Source organism: Lentzea sp. HUAS12 (assembly GCF_024125735.1).
Taxonomy (GTDB): Bacteria; Actinomycetota; Actinomycetes; order Mycobacteriales; family Pseudonocardiaceae; genus Lentzea; species Lentzea albida.
Genome location: NZ_CP099738.1, coordinates 6,362,054 through 6,385,620, shown reverse-complemented (window position 1 = coordinate 6,385,620; position 23,567 = coordinate 6,362,054). Strand labels below are relative to the sequence as shown.

15 protein-coding genes are annotated in these 23,567 nt (G+C 68.2%); 6 read left to right on the top strand and 9 right to left on the bottom strand.

Annotation, left to right across the window (positions count from 1 at the left end):
• The 5 genes from ND450_RS29175 to ND450_RS29150 form a co-directional block, all read right to left on the bottom strand.
• On the bottom strand, nucleotides 1-951 hold the full coding sequence (locus ND450_RS29175) for a LysR family transcriptional regulator (protein ID WP_089908988.1): 951 nt from the start codon (nucleotides 949-951) through the stop codon (nucleotides 1-3).
• 188 nt (nucleotides 952-1,139) lie between these two features.
• The gene (locus ND450_RS46105; protein WP_371927432.1) at nucleotides 1,140-2,417 is read right to left on the bottom strand and encodes a PhzF family phenazine biosynthesis isomerase; all 1,278 of its coding nucleotides are present in this window, start codon (nucleotides 2,415-2,417) and stop codon (nucleotides 1,140-1,142) included.
• 15 nt (nucleotides 2,418-2,432) lie between these two features.
• A complete protein-coding gene (locus tag ND450_RS29160; protein ID WP_253321716.1) occupies nucleotides 2,433-3,827 on the bottom strand; it encodes a hypothetical protein in 1,395 nt (464 codons plus the stop codon).
• Nucleotides 3,824-5,623 carry a dynamin family protein gene (locus ND450_RS29155; protein WP_253328020.1) on the bottom strand — a complete coding sequence of 600 codons (1,800 nt, stop codon included), beginning with the start codon at nucleotides 5,621-5,623 and terminating at the stop codon, nucleotides 3,824-3,826. The genes ND450_RS29160 and ND450_RS29155 overlap by 4 nt, the downstream gene beginning before the upstream one ends.
• A 205-nt stretch (nucleotides 5,624-5,828) precedes the next feature.
• Nucleotides 5,829-6,716, bottom strand: a complete 888-nt coding sequence (locus tag ND450_RS29150) for an IniB N-terminal domain-containing protein (RefSeq protein WP_253321715.1) — start codon at nucleotides 6,714-6,716, stop codon at nucleotides 5,829-5,831.
• Nucleotides 6,717-6,936: 220 nt separating this feature from the next.
• Here ND450_RS29150 and ND450_RS29145 point away from each other — a divergent pair, with 220 nt between their 5' ends.
• From ND450_RS29145 to ND450_RS29135, 3 genes are all read left to right on the top strand, one after another.
• On the top strand, nucleotides 6,937-8,151 hold the full coding sequence (locus ND450_RS29145) for an Hsp70 family protein (protein ID WP_253321714.1): 1,215 nt from the start codon (nucleotides 6,937-6,939) through the stop codon (nucleotides 8,149-8,151).
• 2 nt (nucleotides 8,152-8,153) lie between these two features.
• Nucleotides 8,154-10,472, top strand: a complete 2,319-nt coding sequence (locus tag ND450_RS29140) for a LuxR family transcriptional regulator (protein WP_253321713.1) — start codon at nucleotides 8,154-8,156, stop codon at nucleotides 10,470-10,472.
• Nucleotides 10,473-10,855: 383 nt separating this feature from the next.
• Nucleotides 10,856-12,901: a diguanylate cyclase domain-containing protein gene (locus ND450_RS29135; RefSeq protein ID WP_253321712.1), complete on the top strand. Its 2,046-nt coding sequence runs from the start codon at nucleotides 10,856-10,858 to the stop codon at nucleotides 12,899-12,901.
• Here the strand turns inward: ND450_RS29135 and ND450_RS29130 are convergent.
• From ND450_RS29130 to ND450_RS29115, 4 genes are all read right to left on the bottom strand, one after another.
• A complete protein-coding gene (locus ND450_RS29130) occupies nucleotides 12,876-13,373 on the bottom strand; it encodes a DUF2165 domain-containing protein (RefSeq protein ID WP_089909008.1) in 498 nt (165 codons plus the stop codon). The genes ND450_RS29135 and ND450_RS29130 overlap by 26 nt on opposite strands.
• Before the next feature lie 41 nt (nucleotides 13,374-13,414).
• Nucleotides 13,415-17,242 carry a hypothetical protein gene (locus ND450_RS29125; RefSeq protein WP_253321711.1) on the bottom strand — a complete coding sequence of 1,276 codons (3,828 nt, stop codon included), beginning with the start codon at nucleotides 17,240-17,242 and terminating at the stop codon, nucleotides 13,415-13,417.
• Between the two features lie 261 nt (nucleotides 17,243-17,503).
• On the bottom strand, nucleotides 17,504-18,403 hold the full coding sequence (locus tag ND450_RS29120) for an LCP family protein (protein WP_089909014.1): 900 nt from the start codon (nucleotides 18,401-18,403) through the stop codon (nucleotides 17,504-17,506).
• Between the two features lie 46 nt (nucleotides 18,404-18,449).
• On the bottom strand, nucleotides 18,450-19,391 hold the full coding sequence (locus ND450_RS29115; RefSeq protein WP_253321710.1) for a nucleoside hydrolase: 942 nt from the start codon (nucleotides 19,389-19,391) through the stop codon (nucleotides 18,450-18,452).
• Between the two features lie 10 nt (nucleotides 19,392-19,401).
• Between ND450_RS29115 and ND450_RS29110 the strand changes: the two genes are divergently transcribed.
• The 3 genes from ND450_RS29110 (at nucleotide 19,402) to ND450_RS29100 (ending at nucleotide 23,510) form a co-directional block, all read left to right on the top strand.
• On the top strand, nucleotides 19,402-19,920 hold the full coding sequence (locus ND450_RS29110) for a GNAT family N-acetyltransferase (RefSeq protein WP_253321709.1): 519 nt from the start codon (nucleotides 19,402-19,404) through the stop codon (nucleotides 19,918-19,920).
• 26 nt (nucleotides 19,921-19,946) lie between these two features.
• Nucleotides 19,947-20,429 (top strand): hypothetical protein, encoded by a 483-nt coding sequence (locus ND450_RS29105; protein ID WP_253321708.1) that lies wholly within the window; start codon nucleotides 19,947-19,949, stop codon nucleotides 20,427-20,429.
• A 339-nt stretch (nucleotides 20,430-20,768) separates the two neighbouring features.
• Nucleotides 20,769-23,510, top strand: a complete 2,742-nt coding sequence (locus ND450_RS29100) for a hypothetical protein (protein ID WP_253321707.1) — start codon at nucleotides 20,769-20,771, stop codon at nucleotides 23,508-23,510.
• Nucleotides 23,511-23,567 lie beyond the last annotated feature (57 nt).

Below are 23,567 nucleotides of genomic sequence, written 5' to 3'. Positions count from 1 at the left end.
TCAGGTGAACTCGGGATGCGCCTCCGGATGCGCATCCCACCACTTCCGGTACTCCGGGTTGCGGTCCAGCACGGACCGGTAGGCCTCGGCCGCGCAGGCGAACACCTCGTGCGCCCGCCCGGCCGCCGGCGAATCCCGCCGGGTGGCCACGAAGATGTCCGTCATCAACGGCATCCCCCGCAACCGCCGGATCACGATCCCCTCGCCGGTCCGCGACGGCGCGGCGGCGAACGAGACGCACCCGCCCGCCACCAGCCCGCGAGCCATGCTCGCCTCCCCGGTGTGGTGCGTGAGCCGCGGCACGAACCCGGCGTCCGCGCACACCTGGAACATCTGCGTCCGGCTCCCGATGTGCTGCTTGGGCGGCGTGACCCAGTCCCGGTCGGCCAACTGGGCCAGGTCGACCTCCTCGAGCCCGGCCAGCGGGTCCGTCTCCGACAACGCCACGAAGGCCGGTTCGGTCACGAGCTTGCGCAGCTCGATGCCGGCCAGGTCCCGCGCGTGCATGCCGTCGAAGAACTCGAACAACGCCACGTGGACCTGCCCGCCCTCCAGCATGTCCACGATCTCGGCGGACGACGGCCGGACCTCCGCCCGCACGTCGGCGTTGAGCCCGCGCAGCCCCTCCACGAGCCGCGCGAAGTACAGGATCGGGATGCACCCGAAGATGAGCGGCCCGCGCCGGTCCGCGGCCGGCGTCGTGCTCATCAGCTGCGCCATCTCGTCCAGCACGAGACGTGCGGTCCCCAGCACGCGGCGGCCCAGGTCCGTTGGGACGCAACCGTTGCGCGTCCGGTCGAACAGCTGGCCGCCGACCAGTCTCTCCACCGTGCGCAGCTGGGCCGACAGGGCGGGTTGGGTGAGTCCGAGCCGCGTCGCGGCCCTGGTGACGCTGCCTTCCTCGGCGATCGTTCGAACCGCGCGGAGGTGGCGTAGCTCCAGCTCGGGCATAAAGACCTTCTATCCCCGTTCTGAATGCGCCGCCACCCTTCGATCGGGGCATAGTGACTTCGATCGATCTTCCGGCCCGGCGCTTTGCGGCAGCGCACAGGGGTCCGGCGCGGGAGGGTGCGCACCCCTCGTTCGACGCTGCTGCCGTGGTACACCCTGCGCACTGCGGCAGCAGCGTCGAGCACAACTCAGGAAATGACGACGGCGGCACCGGTCACGGTGACCCGCCGGTCCTCGCGGGTGGCGTCGACCTCCAGCCGTGACGGCCGCCCCATGTCCTCGCCCTGCAGGATCACGAACCGCTGCGGCCCTTCGAGATCACGCAGGTAGCCGCCGAACGCGGCCGCCGCGGCACCGGTGGCCGCGTCCTCCACGACCCCGCCGACCGGGAACGGGTCCCGCGCGTGCACGACGTCCGCCGACTCGCGCCAGTACAGGTGCACCGTCGTCAGGTCGTGCTCCAGCATCAGGTCCCGCAACGCGTCGAAGTCGTACTCCAGGGCAGCGAGCTGCGCGCGGTCCTTCATCGGGACCAGCAGGTGCCGTGCGCCGCCGAACCCGATGTGCACCGGCGCGTCCCCGATCTCCGCGTACCCCAACGCCTTGAGGGCCGCGGAGACCAGCGCGGGGTCGGCGACGGCGGACGAGGTCGGCACGCTGGTCAGCGATGCCGTGCCGCCGGAGGTCTGCACCGCCACCTCGCCGGCCGGGGTGAAGAAGGTCAGCGGCCCGTCCCCGATCCGCTCGGCCAGCGCGACGCCCGTGGCGATGGTGGCGTGCCCGCAGAACGGCACCTCCGCCTTGGGGCTGAAGTACCGGACGTCGAACGCCCGTTCCTCGGCCCGCGGCACCACGAACGCCGTCTCCGAGTACCCGACGCGCGCGGCGATCGCGAGCATCTCCTCGTCGGTCAGGTCGCTCGCGTCGAGCACCACCCCGGCCGGGTTGCCGCCCGCCGGGTCCTCCGTGAACGCGCTGTAGCGCAAAACCCCCGTGTCGCTCATGCCACGCTGCAACGCGTAATGGTGCTCGAGTCTTCCGCCCCGGTACCTGCTGGTGAAGTACGTCAGTCCGGCCTTCTCGAGCACGCGCCCGGACGCGGTGTTGTCCGCCTGGTGCGCCGCGACGACCCGGTCGGCGATGGCGAGCGCCTTGTCCCGCAGTTCGGTGGCGACGACCGTGGCGATCCCGCGGCCCCACCACGCCGGGTCGATCCAGTAGCCGATCTCGATCTGCCCCAGGTCGCCGTCGAGCATCTGCCCCAGCCCGACGCCGACGCCGTCCTCGACCACCAGGTGCAGGCCGAAACCGTGGTCCTCCCAGTGCTTCAGCGCCTGCTCGTGGCGTTCGGTCACGTAGTCCGGCGTCCAGGGCATGCCGTTGCCGACGTGTGCCGTCATCCGGGGATCGGACGCCCACCGCAGCATGTAGCCGAAGTGGTCAGGCTCCCACCGCACGAGTTCCATGGGCCCCATCGTGCCTCAGCCGAACTGGGCGAGTAGCCCCTCGCACGTGCGCACCACGATCTGGGCGGCCTTCCGGTGGTCGTGCGACGCGTGCACGTCCGCGGCCTGCGCCTGCCACCGCACCAGCGCGTCGAGCAACGCCTCGCGCAGCTCACGGCCGTCGGCCTCGTACTCGAACCCGAGCCGCGCCGCCGGGGCCACGCCCTCGGCGCCGACGAGCCGCAACGCCTCGGTCTGCAGCTCGGCGGGCAGTTTCGTGCGTCCCGACTGCAGTGCGGCGATCAGCCGGAGCTCGCGGAAGTCGTGCGCGGAGGCGACGACCCGTTCGAGGTCGGCCACCAGCTTGCGGGCGTTCTGCCGCGGCTCCATCCGGAACAGCACGTCGAGCGCCAGCAACGCCGACCGCGCCTTGAGCACCTCACGCCGTTCGGTGAAGTGCACGGCGATCGAGTCGCGCAGCTCGCCGAGCCCGCTGCGCTGCACCAGTTGCCCGGTCAGCTTCACCTGCGAGTCGAAGCCCTGGCGGATCAACGCGGTGATCAGCCGCACGCCGAAGATCCCGAAGCGTTCCAGCAACGCCTGCCGCACAACGGGTTCCATCGTCAGCGGGAACTGGTCGCCGGCGAACCGGTCCGCCGACAGCAGGTGGTCCTCGAGCTCCTCCCGCCCCAGCGACGACAGCAGCCGCAGCGCCGCGAACTCGTCCTCCCGCAACGTCCTCGCCGCCACCGCCAGCAACCCCGCGACCGAGACCACGTTCTGGCACAACGGTTGCACGGCCGGGTCGCGGCGGTAGCGGCGCGCGATCTGCTTGGCCGACGACAGCGCGTCGATCCGCCCGGCTCCGATCTCGTCGGCGCGCGCGAGCACCGCGACCGTGTGGACCGCGGCACTCCGCGCGATGGGATGGTCGTTGGCGGACTGCAGGAACTTCAGGTCCTCGTCCTGCACGTGCCGCATCAGGTACACCAACGCGTCCGCGTCCCCGAGCACCTGCTCCGGTGTCGCCTCGGACGGGGTGTCGATCAGCACGACGTCGCGCAGCGTCCGCGCCGGCCAGTCCACGACGACCCGGTCGGCGCGGTCGAACTGGCCCGCCTCGACGTGGTGGCGGTGGCCGCGCCTGCCGAGCGCGAGCTCGTGCGGACGTCCGGGACCGGTGAACACGTGCGCACGGGGCTCGGCACCGCCGCGGTACCAGACGAACGAGGCCTGCGGCGTGAACTCGTCGCCGATCAGCGCGTTGACCACGGTGGACTTGCCGATCCGCGACCGGCCGGCCACCGCGATCCGCACGGGTTCGGTGTAGCGCTCGGCGTGCGAGCGCAGCCAGGCCGTGGCGCGGGGGCTGTCGCGGTAGACCCCCATCGCCTCCTGCAGCATCGACCAGACGACGCGGTCCAAGGTCACGCGGTGAGCTCCATCGCGGGACCCCCGAGCGCCTGAACCCTCTTGTAGAGCGTGACGAGCTTGTCCAGCTCCTTGCGGCCCTCCCGCATCCTGCGCTCGCGGTCGGTCTGGTCGTCCTGCACCGCGCGCTTGGCGCTGCGGGCCGACTCCAGCAACGTCTCCTGCAGCTCCTCGGCGAGGGTGCTGAAGTGGTTGCGCAGCGAGCGCTGGATGTGCCGCCCGGAGTCGCGGACGTCCTTGGAGAACTTCATGAAGAAGTCGTCGACGTGCCGCTGCGCGGCGGCCTTCGCGGCGGCCTGGCGGCGCTTCAGCCGCTGGTCCGACTCGTCCAGGATGGACTTCCCGCCGAACAGCGCGCCAGCGCCGAGCGAGATCACGTTGATCAGCGGCATGCCCGCCAGCGACGTGACCAGACCGAACATCAGCACACCGCCGTAGGAGCCGCGCAGACCCGTGAAGAGCTTCTGCGGCACGGAGAACGGCTCGATCTTCGGCTTCTCCAGCTTGCTCGCGGGCTCCAGCAGGTCGTCCGGCAGCACCGAGCCGGGGATCAGGTCCTCGCGGTAGACGGGGAAGTTCCGCGCGACCTTCGCGGCGACCCACTCCGCGCGTTCCATGAGCCAGGCGAAGTTCGTGGTGGCGGCCTCGTTGAGGTTGTCCTCGAGCCACTGCTCGAACTTGTCCCAGCCGATCGCGGGATCGGCCTCGTCGTAGGTCTTGTCGACCTCGCGCAGGATCTTGCGCGTGCGGTCGCGCAGGTCGTACTCGACGTCGGAGATCAGGTCGGCCATCTCGTCGTTCAGCACGTTCTGCCAGCGCGCGGACCGGCGCCGCAACTCGTCGACGCGCCGCTGGGCCTCCTGCAGCGTCGAGATCGTGGCGACGGTGCGGGACGAGTCGTGGGCCGTCAGCTCCTCGCGCAACGGCGTGACGAGCTGCGTGAGCGCACTGGACGCCACGACGGCCACGGCGCGGCGGGCCAGCAGGTCTGCGCTCGCCACGATGTCGCTCTGCACGCACGACACCAGCTCGGGGAAGCCGGACTCGGTGTTGAGGCGCTGGTCGCCGGTCTTCGCGGCGCGCAGTCGCAGCGCGCTCGACACGGGGATGAGCTTCGCGCGGACGCCGGCCCTGGCCAGCAGCACCCGGTTGCGCTCCACGACGCTGCGCCAGCTCGGCACGAGGTCGATCTTGGTGACGACCACCGTGACGTTCGGGCAGGCCTCCATGACCTTCTTGAGCAGCGTCATCTCCGCCGCGGTCAGCTCGCCGGTCGCGTCGGACACCAGCAGCACGGCGTCCGCCTGCATCAGCGTCGCGAAGGTGCTGGCGGTGTGCGCGGAGCGGGTGTCGCCGACGCCGGGCGTGTCGATCAGGACGAGCCCGCTGTCGAGCAGCGCGCGCGGGATGCCGATCTCGGCGCGCACGACGTGCTGGGCGGCGGCCTGTTTCGTCACCTGGTCGATCGGCACGGCGATGCGCTCGGTCGGGGTGTGGAAGATCGACCCGCCCGCGGACGCGTTGCGGACCAGCGCCGCCGACGGCGTGTCGGCGTGCTGGACGAAGGTCGGCACGGTCGTCGTGATGTCGTCGCCCACCGCGCACACGGGGGCGTTGAGCAACGCGTTGACGAGCTGACTCTTGCCTTGTTTGGACTCGCCGACGACGAGAACGCGCAACTTGGGGTCCAGTTGCTGTGCCCGCTTCTCCCGCAGCCGGGCCTCCAGGTCGGGCCTCCGGTGCGTGACGCAGGCCCCGATCGTCTCGTCGAGCACGTCGAGCCAGGGCGGTGCCATCACCTGACTCATAGTGCCGTGTTCACCCCCTTGGGTGAAAGCCTCGAATGCGATAGCGGGTTTGTTCGGGCTGGTGGGCCTGTTCGGGAGGACCGTGACGTTGCTCACCAGATGAGACGTGAACCGCTTTGATCTTTTTGTCAGCCGAGACGACGAACCGGCCCTGTCCGCGAAAGACAGGGCCGGTCCGCGTGGGGAGGGTGGCTCAGCCGAGCAGGCCCAGGTCCAGGTCGCCGACGACCGGGACGTTGTGGGTCACGTCGGTGACGGTGCCCAGCACGTTGCCGACGCCCGCGTCGCCGACCAGGCCGGTCGCGGTGCCGGTCGCCGTGCCGACGACACCGGTGACGGTGTTGTGCACGTCCGCGACGGTCTCGGTGGAGTGCACCGCGACGTTGCCGGTGGACAGGGTGTCGATGCCGCCGGCGTGCAGGCCGCCCAGGAGGACGTCGCTGCCGCCGAGCACGCCCAGGGCGTCGTGGGCGAGACCGGTCACGCCGGTCAGCTCGCCGAGCACGCCGTCCACGGCCGGAACGGTCGAGGTGACGCCCTCGAGCGGCGCGTCGACGGTCGCGGTGGCCGTGTCGGCCACGTCGAGGACGGTGCCGGTCAGCGGGGACGTGGTCTGGTCGAGCACCGAGGTCACGTCGCCGACGACGGAGAAGTCGCCGCCCAGGCCGAGGCCGGCCGAGGTGATGTCACCCAGGGTGTTGTTGCCGATCAGGAGGTTGAGACCGTCCGCATCGGCGGCGAGCACACCCGCGGAGGAGGTGTGGAGGTCGCTGAGGCTCACACCCGACGAGGTCAGCTGAGACGCGACGGCCTGCAGCTGGCTGATGGCGCCGAGCGGGCCTTCGGCGAGCAGGTCGTCGGCCGGCAGGTTCAGGTCGAGGCTCTCGATGGTGGGCAGACCGTCGACAGCGGGGACCAGGTCGAGCACCAGCGGGATGACTTCCTGCACGTCGACTGCCGTGATGTCGGCCAGCCCGGCCTGCTCCAGGGTGCCCTGGGCGTCGTTCGCGAACGCGGTCTTCAGGGCGGGGTCGCTCAGGAGGCTGAGGACGAAGTCGTGGAGCGTCGTGGGCTGGATCATCGAAGGAACTCCTGTTGTGGCACGTAGCTAGGTCGGGGTGTGCGGCTCGAAAGCTATGAGAGCGGGGCGTCTACCTGCATCGGGGATCACTCCCAGTGAATCCCCGTTCCCCAATGGGGTGACGTTCGTTGACCCCCTAGGGGATTAGGGGCCTCGCTTGAGCGTCTCTCATTCACCCGTGTAGGTAGTGCTCGCTGCTGCGAACAGGTGAGGTAGGGACTTGGCGTACGTACTCGGAGTCGATGTCGGGACCACCCGGACGACGGCTGCCGTGTGCCGCCTCGACGGTGCCCGGGATGCCGAGATCGCCCTGGTCGTGCCGTCGCTGCTGCAGCTCACGGATGCCGGCACGTTCTCGGTCGGCGACCGTGGCGCACCCGGCTGGACGGCCTCCGGTTTCGCCCGGCGGGTCGGCGACGCGGTGCCGTTCTCGCTGGGCCCGGAGATGTGCCCGGCCGAGGAGCTCACCGCGCTGCTCGTGATGTGGGTCGTCGGCGAGGTGGTCGCCCGGGAGGGTGAGAAGCCCCGTCATCTGGCGGTGAGTCACCCTGCCGGGTGGGGCCCCTATCGCCGAGGGCAGCTCTACGCGGCGTTGCGGGCCGTCGGCCTGCACGACGTGACGCTCGTTCCCGAGCCGTTGGCGGCCGCCGAGAACCACGCCGTGCGCGCACGGGTGGTGCCGGAGGCGACGTTGGCGGTGTTCTCGCTGGGCAGCCACGCGTTCTCCGCGTCGGTCGTCCGCCGCGCGCAGAACCGGACGTTCGAGCTGGTCAACCACGTCGAAGGCGTCGACCACCACACCGGCGCCGACTTCGACGACCTGCTGCTCGGCCTGGTGCGCGGGCGGCTCGGCAAGGACGGCCGGGTTTCGGCCGCCGAGTGCGAGGCGGCGAAGCGCGCGTTCGGCCCGTCCGTGGTGGTCAGCGGCGTGGAGATCACGCGCGACGAGTTCGTCGACGAGGTCCGCCCGTCCGTCGACCACCTGGTCGGCACTTTCGTCCGGGCGCTCGGACCGGCGCAGCCCGACGCCGTGCTGCTCGTCGGCGGCGGCTGCCGGCTGACCGTGATCGGCGACGCGCTGTCGTCGTCGGTCGACTGCCGCGTGCTGGCCGAGGCCGCCCCCGAGCACTCGGTCGCCAAGGGCCTCGCCGTCGCCGCGCGCCTGGTCCTGCTGGGTCCCGAGGTCGAGCCCGAACCGCTCGAGACCTCGGTCCTGGTGCACACCCGCGAAGCGTCGTTGCGCTTCCCCGTCGGCGAGGTCCCGAACCCCGACGACGACGAGTTCTCCGCGCCACCGCCCCGCCCCCCGGTGGACGTGTCCCCGCTGGAACTGCCGCCGAGGCGGGTGAAGCGCGTCACGAGCGCGCTCAAACCCGCCGGACGCCGCGCCGGTTCCGGCTCCCGATCCCGAGACGATGATGAGGACGGCCGTTGAGCGTGACCACGCGAGACAGGTTGGTGCTGGACGCCCCCGTGCGGGGTGTCCTCGACCGGATCAACGACGCCGACGCCGGCACCCGCCTGCGCGTCGTCGTCGCGGCACCTGGTGGTTACGGCAAGACAGCGCTGCTTTCGGAGATCACCAACACCGCTGTGCGCGTGGTGGACGACGCGCACCTGCTGGACGATGCTTCGTTGCGCGCCCTTGCCGCGGAACCGCTTCTGGTGCTTGCCCACCGCCCCTGGCCACGCCGCGCGGCGCTGGCCGAACTGACCCACGGCGCCGTCGTCGTGCCGTTGGCGCCCCTGACCCGTGACCAGGTCCGCGAGCTGCTGAACGCCGGTAAGCCCGTCGCGGACTTCGTGTACGCGCAAACCCTTGGCGTGCCGCGGTTCGTGGAACGCCTCGGCGCCACGTCCGAGGTCTCCGCCGACGCGCTGGCCGCGTTCCGCGCCGAGCTCGACTGGCTCGACCCGGACCTGCAGAAGTTCCTGATCGCCGCCGAAGCCGGCGCGGGCCAGCGGCTCGATCTGCTGTCCGCGTTGCTGGACAAGGACTTCGACGAGGTCAGCGACATCATCGAGGCCGCCCGCGCCACCGGCATGCTCGCCGAGGACGGCACCCTGCTGCCGCTGGCCCTGCGCGCCGTCGGATCCCTGACCCGCACCGAACGCCGCATCGCCGTGCGCCAGAAACTCGCCCAGCTGCAACTGGACCGCGGCGGCCCCGTGCTCGACCTCGTCCGCCCCCTGCTGGACACCGGCATCGGCGGCCCGGTGTTCGTCGCGGCCGCCCGCGAGGCCCTGTCGTCGGACCCCGCCCTGGCAGCAGGCCTGTTCAAGGCCTCCACCGGCGGCGGAACCCCGTCCGCCGAAACCGCCGCCTCCTGGGCCACGGCCTCGGCGATGGCAGGAGACCTGGACGGCGCACTGCGCCTCGCGGACCTGGTCATCAGCGCCCCGGACTCACCCCACCGCAGAACCGCGGCCGAGGTGGCGGCCGTCGCCCTGGCCCACCGCGGCCAGCTGGCCCGCAGCACCGAACTCTTCCGCTGGGCGGCCACCCCCTACGCCGCCGCCTTCGCCGGCATCGGCCTGATCGGCACCGGCCACCTGTTCGAGGAGACGCCCCCGCAACCCCCGACGATGCTGGGCGGCGCGGCATCGCTGATGCTGCAGGGCGTCCGCCAGTCGGTGGCGGGAGCGGAAACAGCCGCACTGTCCACTTTGGTCAGAGCATCCTCGATGCTCGAACCCGCCGGCGGAGCCGTGCTGCTGCCGGACAGCCCAGCCGCCCTGGCAGCCCTCGTGGCCCTGCACTGCGGCGAGCCGAACGTGGCCGAGTCCGTGCTCGACCGGGCCGTCGAGAACGGCACCGGCGGAGTGCTGATGTCCGTCCGCCACCGCCTGTTGCAGGCCTGGCTGCACATGCTGCGCGGCAACCTGGCCGTGGCCCGCGAGACCCTGCTGTCCGTCCGGGGCGCTTTCGAACCCCGTGACTGGATCTTCGCGGTGGCCCTGGAAGTGGGCGTCGCCCGGCGCAACTCCGACCTGGCCACGTTGCGCCGCACCTGGGAACAGGCCTGCGAGGCAGTGCTGCGGCACCCCGTGGACCTGTTCAGCCTGCTGCCGCTGGGCGAGTTCGCCGCCGCGGCGGCCCGGCTGCGCGACCAGGAGCGGCTGGCGCCGCACCTCGCGCAGGCCTCCGCTCTGCTGCGCTCCCTGGGGAACCCGCCGTTGTGGGCCGCGCAGATCCACTGGGGGTTGCTGCACGCGGCGATCATCGACGAGAACTCCGCTGCTGCGGAGGAACACGCGGCCGCTTTGGCTGCCTGCCGGGATTCCAGCCGGTATTGCCTGATCCTGTCCGGTGCCGCTGAGTGCTGGCTGGACGTCGTCGCCGGGAAGGTCGACGCGGATCGGGTAGAGGAAGCTGCCCGCAGTCTGCATGCGGTCGGGCTGTGGTGGGACGCCTCGCGGTTGGCCGGGCAGGCTGCTATTCGGACGTCTGACCGGCAGGCGATGGTGCGGTTGCTGGACTGTGCTCGGTTGTTGCAGGGGCGGCCGGTTTCTGCTCGGCGGGCTTCTGAGGCCGCGGATGTCGTTCCTGTCGCTGAGGATGCCGGGAAGTTGAGTGATCGGGAGCGGGAGGTGGCTCAGTTGGTGTTGGAGGGGATGACCTATCGGCAGGTGGGGGATCGGTTGTTCATCTCCGCCAAGACCGTTGAGCACCACATGGCTCGGATGAGGCAACGGTTGGGGTCCACGTCGCGGTCGGATCTGCTGGGGCAGTTGCGGCACATCTTGGGAGCCTGATCGCTGCTTTCGCGGCACGCCTGTTGTTCGGAGCGGCTGCGCGTTGCCTGGTTCGGTCGCGGTGGCGATGGGACCCCTCCGCCGGTTCCTCCTCGCCGAGGACGCCCCACCTCGCTGTCCCGCCCTGCCCGCCCCACCCCGCCCTGCCGTCACCCACCGCCGTTCACCGTTGCCAAACCTCCGTTGGTCGCCTCTGCCCCGATCGTGGGTCGAGGGTTGCGCCGCGTCGTGAGAAAATTGGTCCGATTGAGCGAGTAAAGGGTGTAACACTCAGACATCGCTATACCCCCGTTGGGGGGAACGGCCCCGCGCAATGGGACGGTGTGGATTGCTGGCGGTAGGCTTCCGCACCGTTGCTCGCCGAGCAGGTCAGGTGGAACGGATTGCCGAGCCAGGACGACGCGAGACCGTCACGCCCTCTGGGACGTGACGAGCTGGCGCGCGACTGGGCGATCAAGGTCAGTCGGACCGCGTACGTACCGTTCTCCGCGGCCAAGCTGATCGAAGAGTTGCACGAGCTGCTCAACGTGGTGGCCGAGGCGCTGGTCGAGGAGCCCGACGTCGCCTCGCGGGTGGGGACTCGGCTGGTGGAGATCCACTGCGTGGGCGCGGACAGTCTGCGGGTGTCGCTCGACTTCCTTGCGCGTTTCGTCGCTCGGGAGGGGGCGGATGCCGAGCGGGCCGCGTTGGTGATCGGGGCCGTGTCGGCTGCTTATACCGCCGCGATTCAGGCATTCGTGCTGGAGCAGCAGGAGAGTGTCAGCCAGGCCCTGTTGCGGGCCAATCGGGCTGTGCAGCTGGATTTGCAGGCCAGCGAGGAGCGGTTCGAGGACATTTTCACGCACTCGTCGACCGGAATTGCGATGGTCGGCCTCGACGGGTCGCTGGAACGGGCCAACGAGGCCTTGTGCACCATCCTGCGGCGCGAGGACATCGCGGGGATGACGCTCACCGATTTGATCGCGCCCGCGGATCTGCCGCTCGTCAACGACGCGCTGATGAGTCTGCGGTACGGGCGGATGCGGCGCGTCGAGGAACGGCCCCGGCTCATCGATCGGGATGGCGAGCACTTCCGGGTGTTGATGGCGGCCACCATGCAGAAGGACGCCGAGGACAACCCGCGGCACTTCGTGTTGATGATCGACGACGACAGCCAGCTCACGTTGCTGGGTGGGCGGTTGCAGTACCAGTCGTTGCACGACGCGTTGACCGGGCTGCCGAACCGGCAGTACCTCACGACGCGCCTGGAGTCGTTGCTGCACAGCGACATCGAGTTCGGCGTGACGCTGTACCACCTGGACCTCGACGCCTTCGCGGTGATCACGGACGGGCTGGGGCGCGAGGTCGGCGACAAGGTGTTGAAGCTCGTGGCGGAGCGGTTGAGTTCCGTGTTCTCCGCCGAGAAGGCGATGGTCGCGCGGCTCGAGGGTGACGAGTTCGCCGTGCTGGTCGAGAACGGGCCCGAGACGCCGGACGTCGACACGACGATCCGGACGATCGAGCACGAACTGGCCGAGCCCGTCTACTTCGGGGAGCACGGGGTGGCGGTGTCGGCGACGATCGGGGTGTTGCCGCGGCTGCACCCCGGTGATCATCCCGCCGAGGTCTTACGGGCCTCGGACATGACGTTGCGGCGTGCCCAGCGCATCGGGCGGCGGCAGTGGGGGCTGCACGACGCCACGCAGGACAAGCGGGAGCAGGAGGAGTTCGCTCTCGCCGCGGTCATGCCCGGTGCCTGGGAGAGCGGCGAGATCGACGTCGTGTTCAACCCCGTCATGAAGCTCGACGGGACGGGGCGGATCTGTGTCGAGGCCGAGCTCAACTGGCGGCACCGCGACGTCGGGCTCATCCCGAACGAGAAGTGCGTGGCCATGGCCGAGCACACCGGGCTGATGCTGCCGCTCGGCGAGTGGATGTTGCGGACGGCCGCGGAGACCGCGTGCCTGCACGAGGAGAGGCTCGCCGTCTGCCTGACCGAGAGCATGGCGAACAGCCCGGACCTGGTGCGGGACGTCCGGCGCGTGCTCGCGGACACCGGGCTGCAGGCCGGGCGGTTGCTGCTCGGGTTCCCCGTCCACGTGCTCGCGGCGGAGGACAGCGAGGCCGCCGACAACCTGATCCTGTTGTCGGACATGGGAATCCACATCGGCGCCCGCGACTTCCAGGGCTCCACCGCGGAGATCGAACTGGTGCGGTCGCTCGGCGTCACGGCCGTGCGGGTGAAGGGGCGTTGCCAGAAGCCGGACGAGCTGGTGTCGCACGTGCTCAGCGACCTCATCGGGTTCGTGCACGAGGCCGGTGGGCTCGTCGTGGTCGACGCGATCGAGGACGCCGAGCAGCGCGACTGGTGGACGGCACTCGGCGCCGACGCCGGGGTCGGGCCGGTGTTCTGCGTGAAGCCGACTACGGAGTGGCCCGACGCGGGTTGAGGTGCACGAGGATCAACGCGAAGCCCGCGATGGTCACCATGCGCAGGGCGGCGCTGATGCCGTTCCAGTCCTTCGACTGCCACATCGCGAACCACTCGCCGCCGATGGTGATGAAGCCACCGAGGAACAGCGCCACGACCATCAGCAGACCGGCGGACGCGAACCTGCGCGCGCTGTCCTCCTTGTCGCGGAGGTAGGCGATGGTGCCCGCGGTCAGCAGGACGGCGGAGACCGCCTCCCACGCGATGATCGCGACGTAAACGATCGTGACGACGGCCGGGCTCGTGATCGCCCGCCACTTCAGGCCTTCGCCGAACGTCGTGTCCATCGCCAGGACGTGCCGCACGAACGCCTCGTTCGTGCCGTAGTCCGTGACGTTGCCGAGCACCACGAGAATCATGTTGAGGGCGATGAACCCCACGGTCACCGCGACGACCGCGCGCAAGCTGCCGACCCGAGCAAGAAGACCCATGGAGCGGACAGTAATCGATGGAGTGCTGTCGGTGAGGCGGTTCAACAAGGGGAGTGGAACTCGACCTGCGGAAGGCGCGTCCGCCACACCTCCTCCGTGAGCGCACCGCGCGTCGTGGCGCAGATGCGCTCGGCCTCGTGGGAGACGTCGACGTCCCACACGCGCAACAGACCGTCGCCCGCGCCCGACAGCACCAGCGCCCGGCTGCCCGGCCGGAACTGGACGCCCGGCTCCGCGCCGGACGCGAGCGCCATCGGCGTGCCCAGCGCCTTCGCCTCGGCGGGATTGCTCATGTCCCACAGGCGAAGCGTTTTGTCCGCGCTGCCGCTCACCAGCATCCTGCCGTCCGGTGTCACCGCCAGCGAACTGACCTGCTGGGTGTGGCCGGTGAGAACGCTGAGCGCCTGCGGCTTCTCGCGGTCGCGGACGTCCCACAGCCGGATCGCCCTGTCGGTGCCGCCGGTGACCAACGTCCTGCCGTCCGGCGTGAAGACGGCGCGCTGCACCGGTTCGCGGTGGTCGCCGATCGGCTTGCCGAGCAGCCTCGGTCCCGCCGGGTCGGACACGTCCCACAGCCGGAACATGCGGTCGCTGCTCGCGGTCACCATCGTCCTGCCGTCGGGGCTGAACGTCGTGTCGTTGACGTATCCGTCGTGCCCGGTGAGAGGAGCGCCGAGCTTGACCGGCTTCGCGGGATCGCCGACGTCCCACAGTTGCACGGACTCGTCGTCGGCGCCGGTCACCATGACCCGGCCGTCGGGGGAGAAGACGATCTGGTTGGTGAACCTCGTGCCGAGCGGCATCGGCGGCGTGAGCGGTACGACGCGCGCGGGATCGCTCGCGTCCCACAGCTGCAACACCTTCTCGCCCGCGTAGGTGCCGAGCACCTTGCCGTCCGGCCGCAGCTGCACCCGCACGGAACCCTTGTCCGGGCTCACCTTCACCGAACCGAGGAGCTTCGGCGTGAACGGGTCGGAGGTGTCCCACAACCGCGCGGTCTTGCCCTCCTTGCCGCCGTTGCCGTCGGCCGTCACGAGCAGCCTGCCGTCTTTGCTGAACGACGTCACGCCGGCGTTCCCGGTGGGCGTCCTGGCCACGTGCTTCGGCAACGACCACAGCCGCACCGAGTTCTCGCCCGCGCCCGTGGCGAGGGTCTGGCCGTCCGGTGTGAAGCCGACCGCGAACACGCCCCCGCTGGGCGCCGCGAGCGGTTTGCCGATCTGGCCCGCGCCGGCCGGGTCGGTGACGTTCCACAGCCGCGCGGTGCCGTCGCCGGCACCGGACGCGAGCATCTGCCCGTCGGGGCTGAACTTCACCGACCACACGCCGGCGGTGTGGCCGACGAGCGGGTCGCCGACCGGAGCCTGCGCGGCCGGGTCCCAGAGCCGCACCGTCGTGTCGTCGGCGGCGGACGCGAGGAGCCTGCCGTCCGGGCTGAACGTCACCGAGTGCACGCCGGCGGTGTGGCCGGGCATGGGTTTGCCGATCGACGTCCTCGTGGCGACGTCCCAGAGCCGGATGATCTGGTCGTCCCCGGACGTGGCGAGCGTCCTTCCGTCCGGGGAGAACGCGAGCGTGCGCACCGCCGCCGTCGCGCCGCGCAACGGTTCGCCGAGAGGCTGCGGGTTCGCCGGATCGCCGACGTCCCACAGCCTCGCGGTCCTGTCCTCGTTCGCGGCGGCCAGAGTCCTGCCGTCCGGGCTGAACTCCAGCAGGTAGCTGGTGCCGTTGCCCGTCTCGATCGTCTTGAGCGCCTTGGGGTGCGCCTTGTCAGTGACGTCCCACAGCCGGATCGTCCTGTCGTTGCCGGTGGTCGCGAGCACGCTGTCGTCGGGCGAGAACACCGCCGACGTCAGCCAGTCGTCGTGGCCGGTGATCACCGCGAGCGGCTTCGGGTTCGAGCGGTCCCGCACGTCCCACAGCCGGGCGGTGCGGTCGTAGCTCGCCGTCGCGAGAACCGTGCCGTCCCTGGTGAACGACGTCAGGTAGACCGCTCCGGTGTGCCCCTGCAACGGCACGGCGAGCGGGGTCTGCTGGTTCGCGAGCAGCCGGGAGCCGACCTCGGCGTCGTCGGGACGCATGCGGTGCGCGGCGAGGAGCAGCTGGGCGGCGAGCGACGGGTCGGTGTCGGCCAGCCTGTCGGCCTCGGAGACGACCTGGCGGAACTGCGCGTCGTCGCGCTGGTTCACCGCTATCACCGCCGCACCCGCCGCGATCAGCGCGAACACCGCCACCAGCGCGACCGCCGACCTGCGCAGCCAGACGCTCTTGCGGTGCTGGCGCTCCGACGTCCGCACGAACTCCTTGGCGATCGTGGTGACGTCCTGCTGGTGGCGCACGCCCTCCAGCCGTGCGCCGCGGTAGAGCAGTGAGGAGTCGTGGTCGTTCTCGGACCACGCCGCCGCGTCCTCCTCCAGGCGCTGCCGGGTGAGGTTGCCGGCCCTGTCCTCGTCGATCCAGCTGCGCAACCGCGGCCAGGCGTGCAGCAACGCCTCATGGGTGATCTCGACCGAGCCCGCGTCCGTGGTGATCAGACGGGCGTGCGTGAGGACCTCGAGCGCGCGTTCCGTGGCGGGCAGGTTGGTGCTCGCCTCCAGCAGGCTGCGCCGGGTGGAGCGGCGGCGCGTGTCCTGGGTGTCGTCACCGACCCTGACCAGGCGCAACAGCAGCTGCCGCGCGGCGGCCCTGGCCGGTTCGTCGAGATCGGACCAGGCGCGTTCGGCGGTGGCGGCGACGGCGCCCTGGATGCCGCCCGCCGCCCGGTACCCGGCGATCGTGAGGCGGCCCGCCTGCCTGCGCTGCCACGTGACCAGCAGCGCGTGACTGAGCAGGGGGAGCGCGCCCGCGTCGTAGGCGTCCTTGCCGCGGCGGTTGTGCGTGCCGAGGTCGCGCAGCACCAGGTCGACCAGACCGGCCTCCAGCTGCAGGCCCGCGGCCTTGGCCGGGTTCGTCACGGCGTCGCGCACCTCGGCCGCCGACATCGCGCCGAGCACCATCTGCCTGCTCTGCAGGGCCTCGGCGAGCTCGGGGAAGTCGAGGCAGCGGGCGTAGAAGTCGGCCCGCACGCCGAGCACCACCGACGTCTTCCCCGCGGCCGCGTGCAGGGCCTGCACGAAGATCCGCAGGCGGTTCTCGTCGCCGCCGAGGGTGAAGGCCTCCTCGAACTGGTCGACGACCACCACCCGGTCGCCGACCGCGGCCTGCACCTCGTGCGCGAACTCGGCGAGCGCGTCCGCGTCGGCCGCCTCCAGGGTGTGGAGCAGCTCCGGCACCTGGAGCGCGAACTCCTTCAGCGGGTCGGTGCCGGGGGAGAAGACGACGGCGTCCTTGCTCAGCCGGGGCAGGACGCCCGCCTTCATCAGGCTCGACTTCCCCGCCCCGGACGCGCCGACGAGCATTGTGATGCCGTTGTCGTCCAGCCTGTCGAGAAGTGCGTTCGTCGCCCTTTCCCGGCCGAAGAACCAATTCGCGTCCTGCGGCCCGAATTCGCTCAGACCCATGTACGGGCAGACGGAGCTGTCTTCTGGGACCTGCGTTCCGGAATCCGTCACGGGACTCGCGAGCGCCTCTTCCCAGAGAGCACGCCACGCGTCGAGTTCGTACAGGCCGTCGATCGCCGGCTGGGGCCTGCGCTTGCGGGCCTCGCCGACCAGGACCTCGAGGACCGCGCTCAGCCCGCTGAACCTGGCGGGGACGTTGCGCCCGCGCCGCCAGTCGCTGACGCGCTGGGCGGGCACCCGCAGCGGACGCCCCCGTTCGTCCGTCCGGCGGGCACGGGCGACCGACTCCGTGACTCGTTTCAGAGGAGGGTCGCCTGCCTCCGCGTAGAGCAGCGCGAAGCGCTCCGCGAAGACGCCACGGGGTCCCAAGCAGCCCTCCTCCTCGTCCGGTCCGGAAAACGCGTGCTGCCCGCCTGAGCTGCGGCGCACGCACCGGACAGGTGGTCAGAACCCCACCATAACGAGGCGGTCTGACAACCTCGACTCCACGTCCTTCACGAGACCGGGAGACCGACGAAGTGAGAGTGGCTGACTGGGGCACGGCGTCCACGGCTGAGGGGTTCCGGGGGTTTCCTCAGCCGTGGACCGCAGGTTCGGTTCGCCGCGAGTGGCAGGGCGCGGCCTGCTAGCTCAGGCGGCCTGCCAGAGCGCGTCCGCCTCGGGCTGCTTCGGCTGGACCCGGTTCGGATCGGGTGGGTAGGTCTCGGTCGGCAGCGTCACGTACGTGATGGCGTCCGGTTTCAAAGCGGTGAGCTTTCCCGCCAGATCGGCCAATTTCGGAATCGAGCCGATTTCGCTGTCCGTGACGATGGACTTCGTCAGGATGTCGGCGAGTTCGAGCGTTTTCGCCGGGCTGCCGAGCCAGTTCTCGTTCGCCAGTTTCTCGCTCAGCGCCCGCATGAACAGCTGCTGGTTCTTGATCCGGTTCAGGTCGCTGCCGTCACCGATGCTGTAGCGGGTGCGCACGAACGCGAGCGCCTGCGTCCCGTCCAGCCTGGTCGGCCCGGCCGGCACGTGCAGCCCGCTCTTGTCGTCGTCGATCGCCTCGGGCAGCGTGACGTCGATGCCGCCGAGCCGGTCGATGACGTCCCGGAAGCCGTTGAAGTCGATCTGCACGAAGTGGTCGATCCGGATGCCGCTCAGCTGCTCGACCGTCGCCACCGTGCAGGCCGCGCCACCCGTGGTGAACGCGCTGTTGAACATCGCGATCGCGGCCGGCGGGTTCGTCCCGCACCTCGGCCGCGGCACCATCGTGTCGCGCGGGATGCTGACCACCCGCGCCTGGTCGCCCTTGGCGTTGAGCTGCACGACCATGGCGGTGTCGGACCGCCCGTCATCTTTGCCGAGGAGGAGGATGTTGAGGGGCCGGCCAGGCGTCGACGGAGGCCTGGGGTGGGTGATCTCCTTGGCGAGATCGACGGTCTGGAGATTGCTCTCGAGCCGCCAGTAGGACCCCCCGGCCACGACGCCCGCCGCGATGACCACCGCGGCCCCCGAGACCACGAGCCATCGTTTCAAGTGGACGTTCATGCCTCCCACGGTCCCCGGTGTTTGTCCAGGTCGCGTTGGCGGTTCGTCATGGTTGTGTTACAGCGTGCCTCAGCTGGTCGAGGAACGTGGCGTGGTCGGCCGTGACGGCGTACCTGGCCTTCGTGCGTTCGGTGGCGATGTCCCGCCCGAACGGGCTCCCCGGCGCCAGGAACCGTTGGTCGGCAACGATCTTGCCACGCGTGTACCGCCCGGTGAGCTCGATCGCGAACCGGTCCTCGTGGTACGTCGCGAGGCCGGGTTCGAGCAGGACCGCCGCCGCCAGCGGGTCGTGCGGCACGAAGCCGGCCTTGCCGAGGAAGCTGCCGTAGAAGTCCGCGTAGAAGCCGAGGATCTGCCGCGGATAGCAGTCGTGCGGAAGCGCGTCGAGCCACTCCTGCGGCGCGTGGCTCGCCATGGTGACGTCGAGTCCGACGATCGTGAGGTCCTCGAAACCGGCCGCCAGAACGAGGTCCGCCGCCTCGGGGTCGTGCCAGAAGTTGGCCTCGGCGTGCGAGGTGATGTTGCCGGGAACGTTCAGCGCACCGCCCATGACCACGACCTTGTCCAGCAACTCCGGCAGCCGCGGCTCGATCTGCAGGGCCAGCGCGACGTTGGTGAGCGGCCCGATCGCGAGCAGGCTCAACTCACCGGGGTTGCTCCGCGCCAGACTCGCCAACTGCTCGGCGGCACTCTCTTTCAAGTGGCTGGTCTTCGGCTCGTCGCCCGCGTACCCACCAAGACCGTCCTCGCCATGCACGTCCTCCGCGGTCATGAGGGGCTGCGCGAGCGGTTTCGCGGCGCCCATGGCCACGGGCACGTCGAGGTTGAGGCGCTCGACGAGCCTCAACGCGTTGGCGGTGGCCTGCTGCACCGGCACGTTGCCGTGGACCGTGCCGATGGCGACTATTTCGGTGTCGGGCCGCGCGCGCAGGTAGTACAAAGCAAGGGCATCATCGATGCCGGGGTCCGCGTCGACGATGATCCTCATACTTTCGATCATGCCACCGGGGGATGCCATGACGGTCCGTCCCGCACTCCTCTCCGACGCTCCGGCTGTCGCATCGGTGCACGTCCGAACCTGGCAGTCGGCCTACCGCGGCCTCGTCCCGGACTCCGAGCTGGACGCCCTCTCGCTGGAACAGCGCACCGCGATGTGGCAACGAGCCATCCCCCGCGGCGGCGTGTGGGTGGCGCTGGTCGACGACACCGTGGTGGGCTTCGTCGCGGTGGGCCCGTCCGACGAACCGGACGCGGCCTTCAAGCTGTACGCGATCTACGTGCTCCCCTCGGCGTCCGGCACCGGCCTGGGCCAGGAGCTGGCACGCGCGGCCCTCGCGGGCCAGCAGGACGTGATCCTGTGGGTGTTCGAGGAGAACCCGCGAGCGCGGCGCTTCTACGAACAGCTGGGCTTCCGCGCCGACGGCGCCGTGCAGACCGAGACCCTCGGCGGCGTAGAACTCAAGGAAATGCGCTACCGGTTCACCGCCACCACGTCGATAAACTCAGAACCCGCCTGAAAACAGCACCGCCACGTGGAGCCACCATGGTGTTCCGACCAGCGTTCCGCAGAGCCCTCGAAACACACGAGGTCTCGCTGGCCCACGAGGTGTTCGGCGACGCCCTCGACATCAGCGCCCTGACCCTGGCCGAGGGCGGCGTCCTGGGCAGCTTCGGCGTGGCCCGCACCCTGCCCCGCCTCGTCACCTTCCCCAAGGGCGTCCTGACCACGCCACAACACCAGGCCCGCTACGAGCGCTGGCTGGTCCACGAACTGACGCACGCCTACCAGTACCAACACGGCCGGAGCGTGTTCAGTCTCCTACCTACTGCCATCGCCGGCTTCTTCAAGAAGAGCCTTTACGACTACGGCGGCGCGGAAGGCCTGCACGGCAAGACGTTCGGTGACTTCAACACCGAACAGCAGGCCAACATCATCGCCGATTACTACTACCTCAGCCGGTACGAGCCGCACCGCGATCTGACGGCCTACGAGCCCTACATCGCGCACGTCCGGTCGGGTGGATGATCGCCTTGGAAAAGATCAAGCTCCGACCGCGTTGCCGCTGGTCAGAGCTTGATTTCACCCGGCGAAAGGTGGTGCCCCAGGCAGGATTCGAACCTGCGACACACGGTTTAGGAATGTGCAGATCGAGCCCAGAGTGGACTTCTACCTGCGGCGATGTGGATAAGCTAGGTCGCACCATGCCCTGTGTTGTCTCGGTTTGGCCACAGTTCGCACCATGACTCGCACCACGAGCCGGGGACGCTCGCGGGCAGCGTGCGTACCAGCCGTGCGGCTGGACTGCAGCAAACTCGCGGGGATGAACTCAGAGTTCGCGACGTAGCAAGGCTCTAGAATCGGGCGATGTTGGAGACCGTGGCGCGACGCTACCGGCAGATGATGACGTGGCCTATTGTCGGTTCGTACATCGTGATCATCGTACTTGGAGTCGTCGGCGCCCGGTATGTCAACGTCGACTTCGTTGCGCATCTAGCCCCAAACTCGAAAGATGCGCTCAGCGTCATGTGGCAAGTGCACGCTGCCGTTATTTCGGTCGGATTTACGGGCCTTGCTATCGCGTTTCAGCTCCTCGCAGATCCGCAACTATCACCCGGACCCGCTCGCCGAGCAGTGATTCGACGAATCCGATTCAATCAGCTATTGGCCGTAGGTATCAGCTCGGACATAGCAACCGGAATGGCGGCTATCTGGTTTCAAAGTCACGCCAACGTCCTCCTGATGTTTCTTTTTGCGTTCGTTCCGAGTGTGCTGGCGATCGGAATCACGTATGCGTACTCCGCGTATCTGTTCGGTCGACCTCACGAGGTAGAAAAGCTGACTATCGAGGACCTGGTCTCCACTGTCCAAGCGACAGCTAAGCAACTTGCCGGCTACAACGAAAAGGCGCGGGCACTGGCTGAGTCTGCGAGCTTGCTCTCCAATGTCGTCCTGGAAAGCCCGGGAAGTGACAAAGCTAAATCGGTGATGAGCGTGCGCCTTGCAGGGCCGCCGCAAGGCGGCGTTGTGCAGGATGTAGATCTAAAGAAGATCGAGCAGATCTCTGTTTTGCTTTCGTCCACTATTTCGCTGGAAAAGATGGAAGCCGAGGCGGATGACCCAATAGAATTCGTTGAAGCAGATGGCCCGATAGCGTTTATCAAGGCTCAGCCTGGAAGCAACGCGTCTGCGGGAGCGAGCATCGTTGACGTTTATGGCATCGACAAAGTTCCTCTCAGGGCTCGCAATCAATTGCAAAAGTTGGCGGTAAGCGCGGTCTTGGTATCAAGTTCTGTTGATGATCCAGCAGAATTGCTGCTGCGGGCTCTCGAAGACCTCCAGGAGGTTCTAATGAGCGCTATGCAGGCGGCGAGGTATCCAAGCATAAAACGCGGGTTTAAACACTATAGAAGAATCGTTCTTGCGGTCCGTGAAGTGATGGAAGAGTCAGGAGATTTGACCACCTCCTCGTACGAAACTAACTGGAGGTGGTTGAGTACTCACGTTTGGGAACTTAACGACGTTGCGGCTAGGGTTGGCGACCGGGTTGCGATGGAGGCTACCGGTGCCATATATGGGCGCTGCGTTGACGCCTTGTCGAGCACGGATATCGGATTCTTCGTTGCTCAAGCCCAGAACTATTTTCAGATCTGGTCGGTACTCCTCCTGAAGGCGAAAGAGAATGAGAACGCGCTAGAGCACCTCTTGGTTTCGTTGCAAAACCTTACTGAATACACGGTTCCCTATAGTGGGAACCACAATAGGCAGCACGTCGATCGCTTGGCTGGCGCTGCGCTTGAAGTGTGGACAACCATACTTAGGGATGCATACGATAAGGGTGAGAGTGTTTGGGCGACTCGGGCGCTGGGCTTTCAGTCCAGGCTGTTTCGCTTCGCGTCAGAGTCTGTGAAGATGAGATCGCGTGTTCATCAATCTTCGATCTTGGTCATTGCATGGCTTCTGTATCGCCAAGAAATCCTGGAAGATGACACCGGTGCCGAGGTTGGTGAAGTTCTTGCGAGTATCCAGCCCGACTTCATGTATCCAAATAGTGTTCTCCTTGCGGCCGTAGAAGCTCGGCGCGAAGACAGCTACGAGCTGATCAGGCGTTGGGAGATGTCCACGTCTCTGCCGCTAGAAATGCGGGTGGTACGCGCCGGCGACTTCGTTCTCAGGGCGGGCCTGCTTCTCCTTGCCAAGTTTCCCCCCTTGGCTCCTGGGAGCGTTCCGCGGGAAGTCTATGACTTTTCTCTAGCTGCCAATCAGCAAGTTGGACCATTGAGGGAATCGTTCGACATTCGATGGGGTATAAGTAAGGATACTCTTTCGAATGTGGATATGATCTTGGGTCTGCTTATTGAGCGCTATCAAGGTGAATCGCAGCAACAGTTGAAGATTGCGGCTCTGGATGATGAGCGCATCGCTAAATTTACTGAGGCCGTTTCGGCTGAAGTTCAGAAGGTCAGCAATCTTGTTCGATTTATCGATGCCGAACAGGTGATCCACGACCCTGCTAATTCGCGAGTTTGGGGGCATCGCCTGACGGTTGCAAAGCTGTTCTTTGTCGAGACTGAAGTGCTCGGTGACCCAGGATTTCTTGGGCAGCAGGTAGGGCGCATGATTCGTGCCAATGAGGAAGCCCTCGCTCTCACGCAGTTGCTGGCATGGGGTACATCGACATCCCTAAGTTTCGCCAGAACCGTTCAGAAGATTTCAAAGTGGGTGGCAACGGCCTCAGATCCGCTTGTGGTGATCTTTGGATCTTATGAGGCTGCCTCGATGCTCAATTTCAATCATGAAGGCTCTTCGGTGACAGTCGGTGGAGCAACCGTAGCTGCGATGCAGCTACTTGTTCACGACGATATTGAGGAGCATATCGCACTTTTGGATCGAACTAAGATTCCTCGTCTCGCTCGTTTTCCTGAGGTGGGCGGAGTGTTGAAGCCGATCGATGGGGACCGAATATCATTGTCTGTAGTGGATAAGGGGGAAGTCGACTCAGACGGCGCGCCTGCGGTTGAGATTGAGTTTGGAAGCTCGATCCAGACGATTCATCCTTCCGATATTGTGGTTGATTTCATCCGTATCGATGACTTGCCCGCCGACTAGACCTATGTCCGTTCTATTCGATCTTGTGCAGTTTGGCGCGTAAGCGCTAGGCTGCGC

Bases quoted from the DNA above. Each gene is read 5' to 3' on its own strand.
- ND450_RS29115 (WP_253321710.1), bottom strand. From the start codon at position 19,391: ATGAGGATCATCGTCGACGCGGACCCCGGCATCGATGATGCCCTTGCT.
- ND450_RS29175 (WP_089908988.1), bottom strand. From the start codon at position 951: ATGCCCGAGCTGGAGCTACGCCACCTCCGCGCGGTTCGAACGATCGCC.
- ND450_RS46105 (WP_371927432.1), bottom strand. From the start codon at position 2,417: ATGGAACTCGTGCGGTGGGAGCCTGACCACTTCGGCTACATGCTGCGG.
- ND450_RS29105 (WP_253321708.1), top strand. From the start codon at position 19,947: ATGGTGTTCCGACCAGCGTTCCGCAGAGCCCTCGAAACACACGAGGTC.
- ND450_RS29100 (WP_253321707.1), top strand. From the start codon at position 20,769: ATGTTGGAGACCGTGGCGCGACGCTACCGGCAGATGATGACGTGGCCT.
- ND450_RS29130 (WP_089909008.1), bottom strand. From the start codon at position 13,373: ATGGGTCTTCTTGCTCGGGTCGGCAGCTTGCGCGCGGTCGTCGCGGTG.
- ND450_RS29120 (WP_089909014.1), bottom strand. From the start codon at position 18,403: ATGAACGTCCACTTGAAACGATGGCTCGTGGTCTCGGGGGCCGCGGTG.
- ND450_RS29155 (WP_253328020.1), bottom strand. From the start codon at position 5,623: ATGGCACCGCCCTGGCTCGACGTGCTCGACGAGACGATCGGGGCCTGC.
- ND450_RS29150 (WP_253321715.1), bottom strand. From the start codon at position 6,716: ATGATCCAGCCCACGACGCTCCACGACTTCGTCCTCAGCCTCCTGAGC.
- ND450_RS29110 (WP_253321709.1), top strand. From the start codon at position 19,402: ATGCCACCGGGGGATGCCATGACGGTCCGTCCCGCACTCCTCTCCGAC.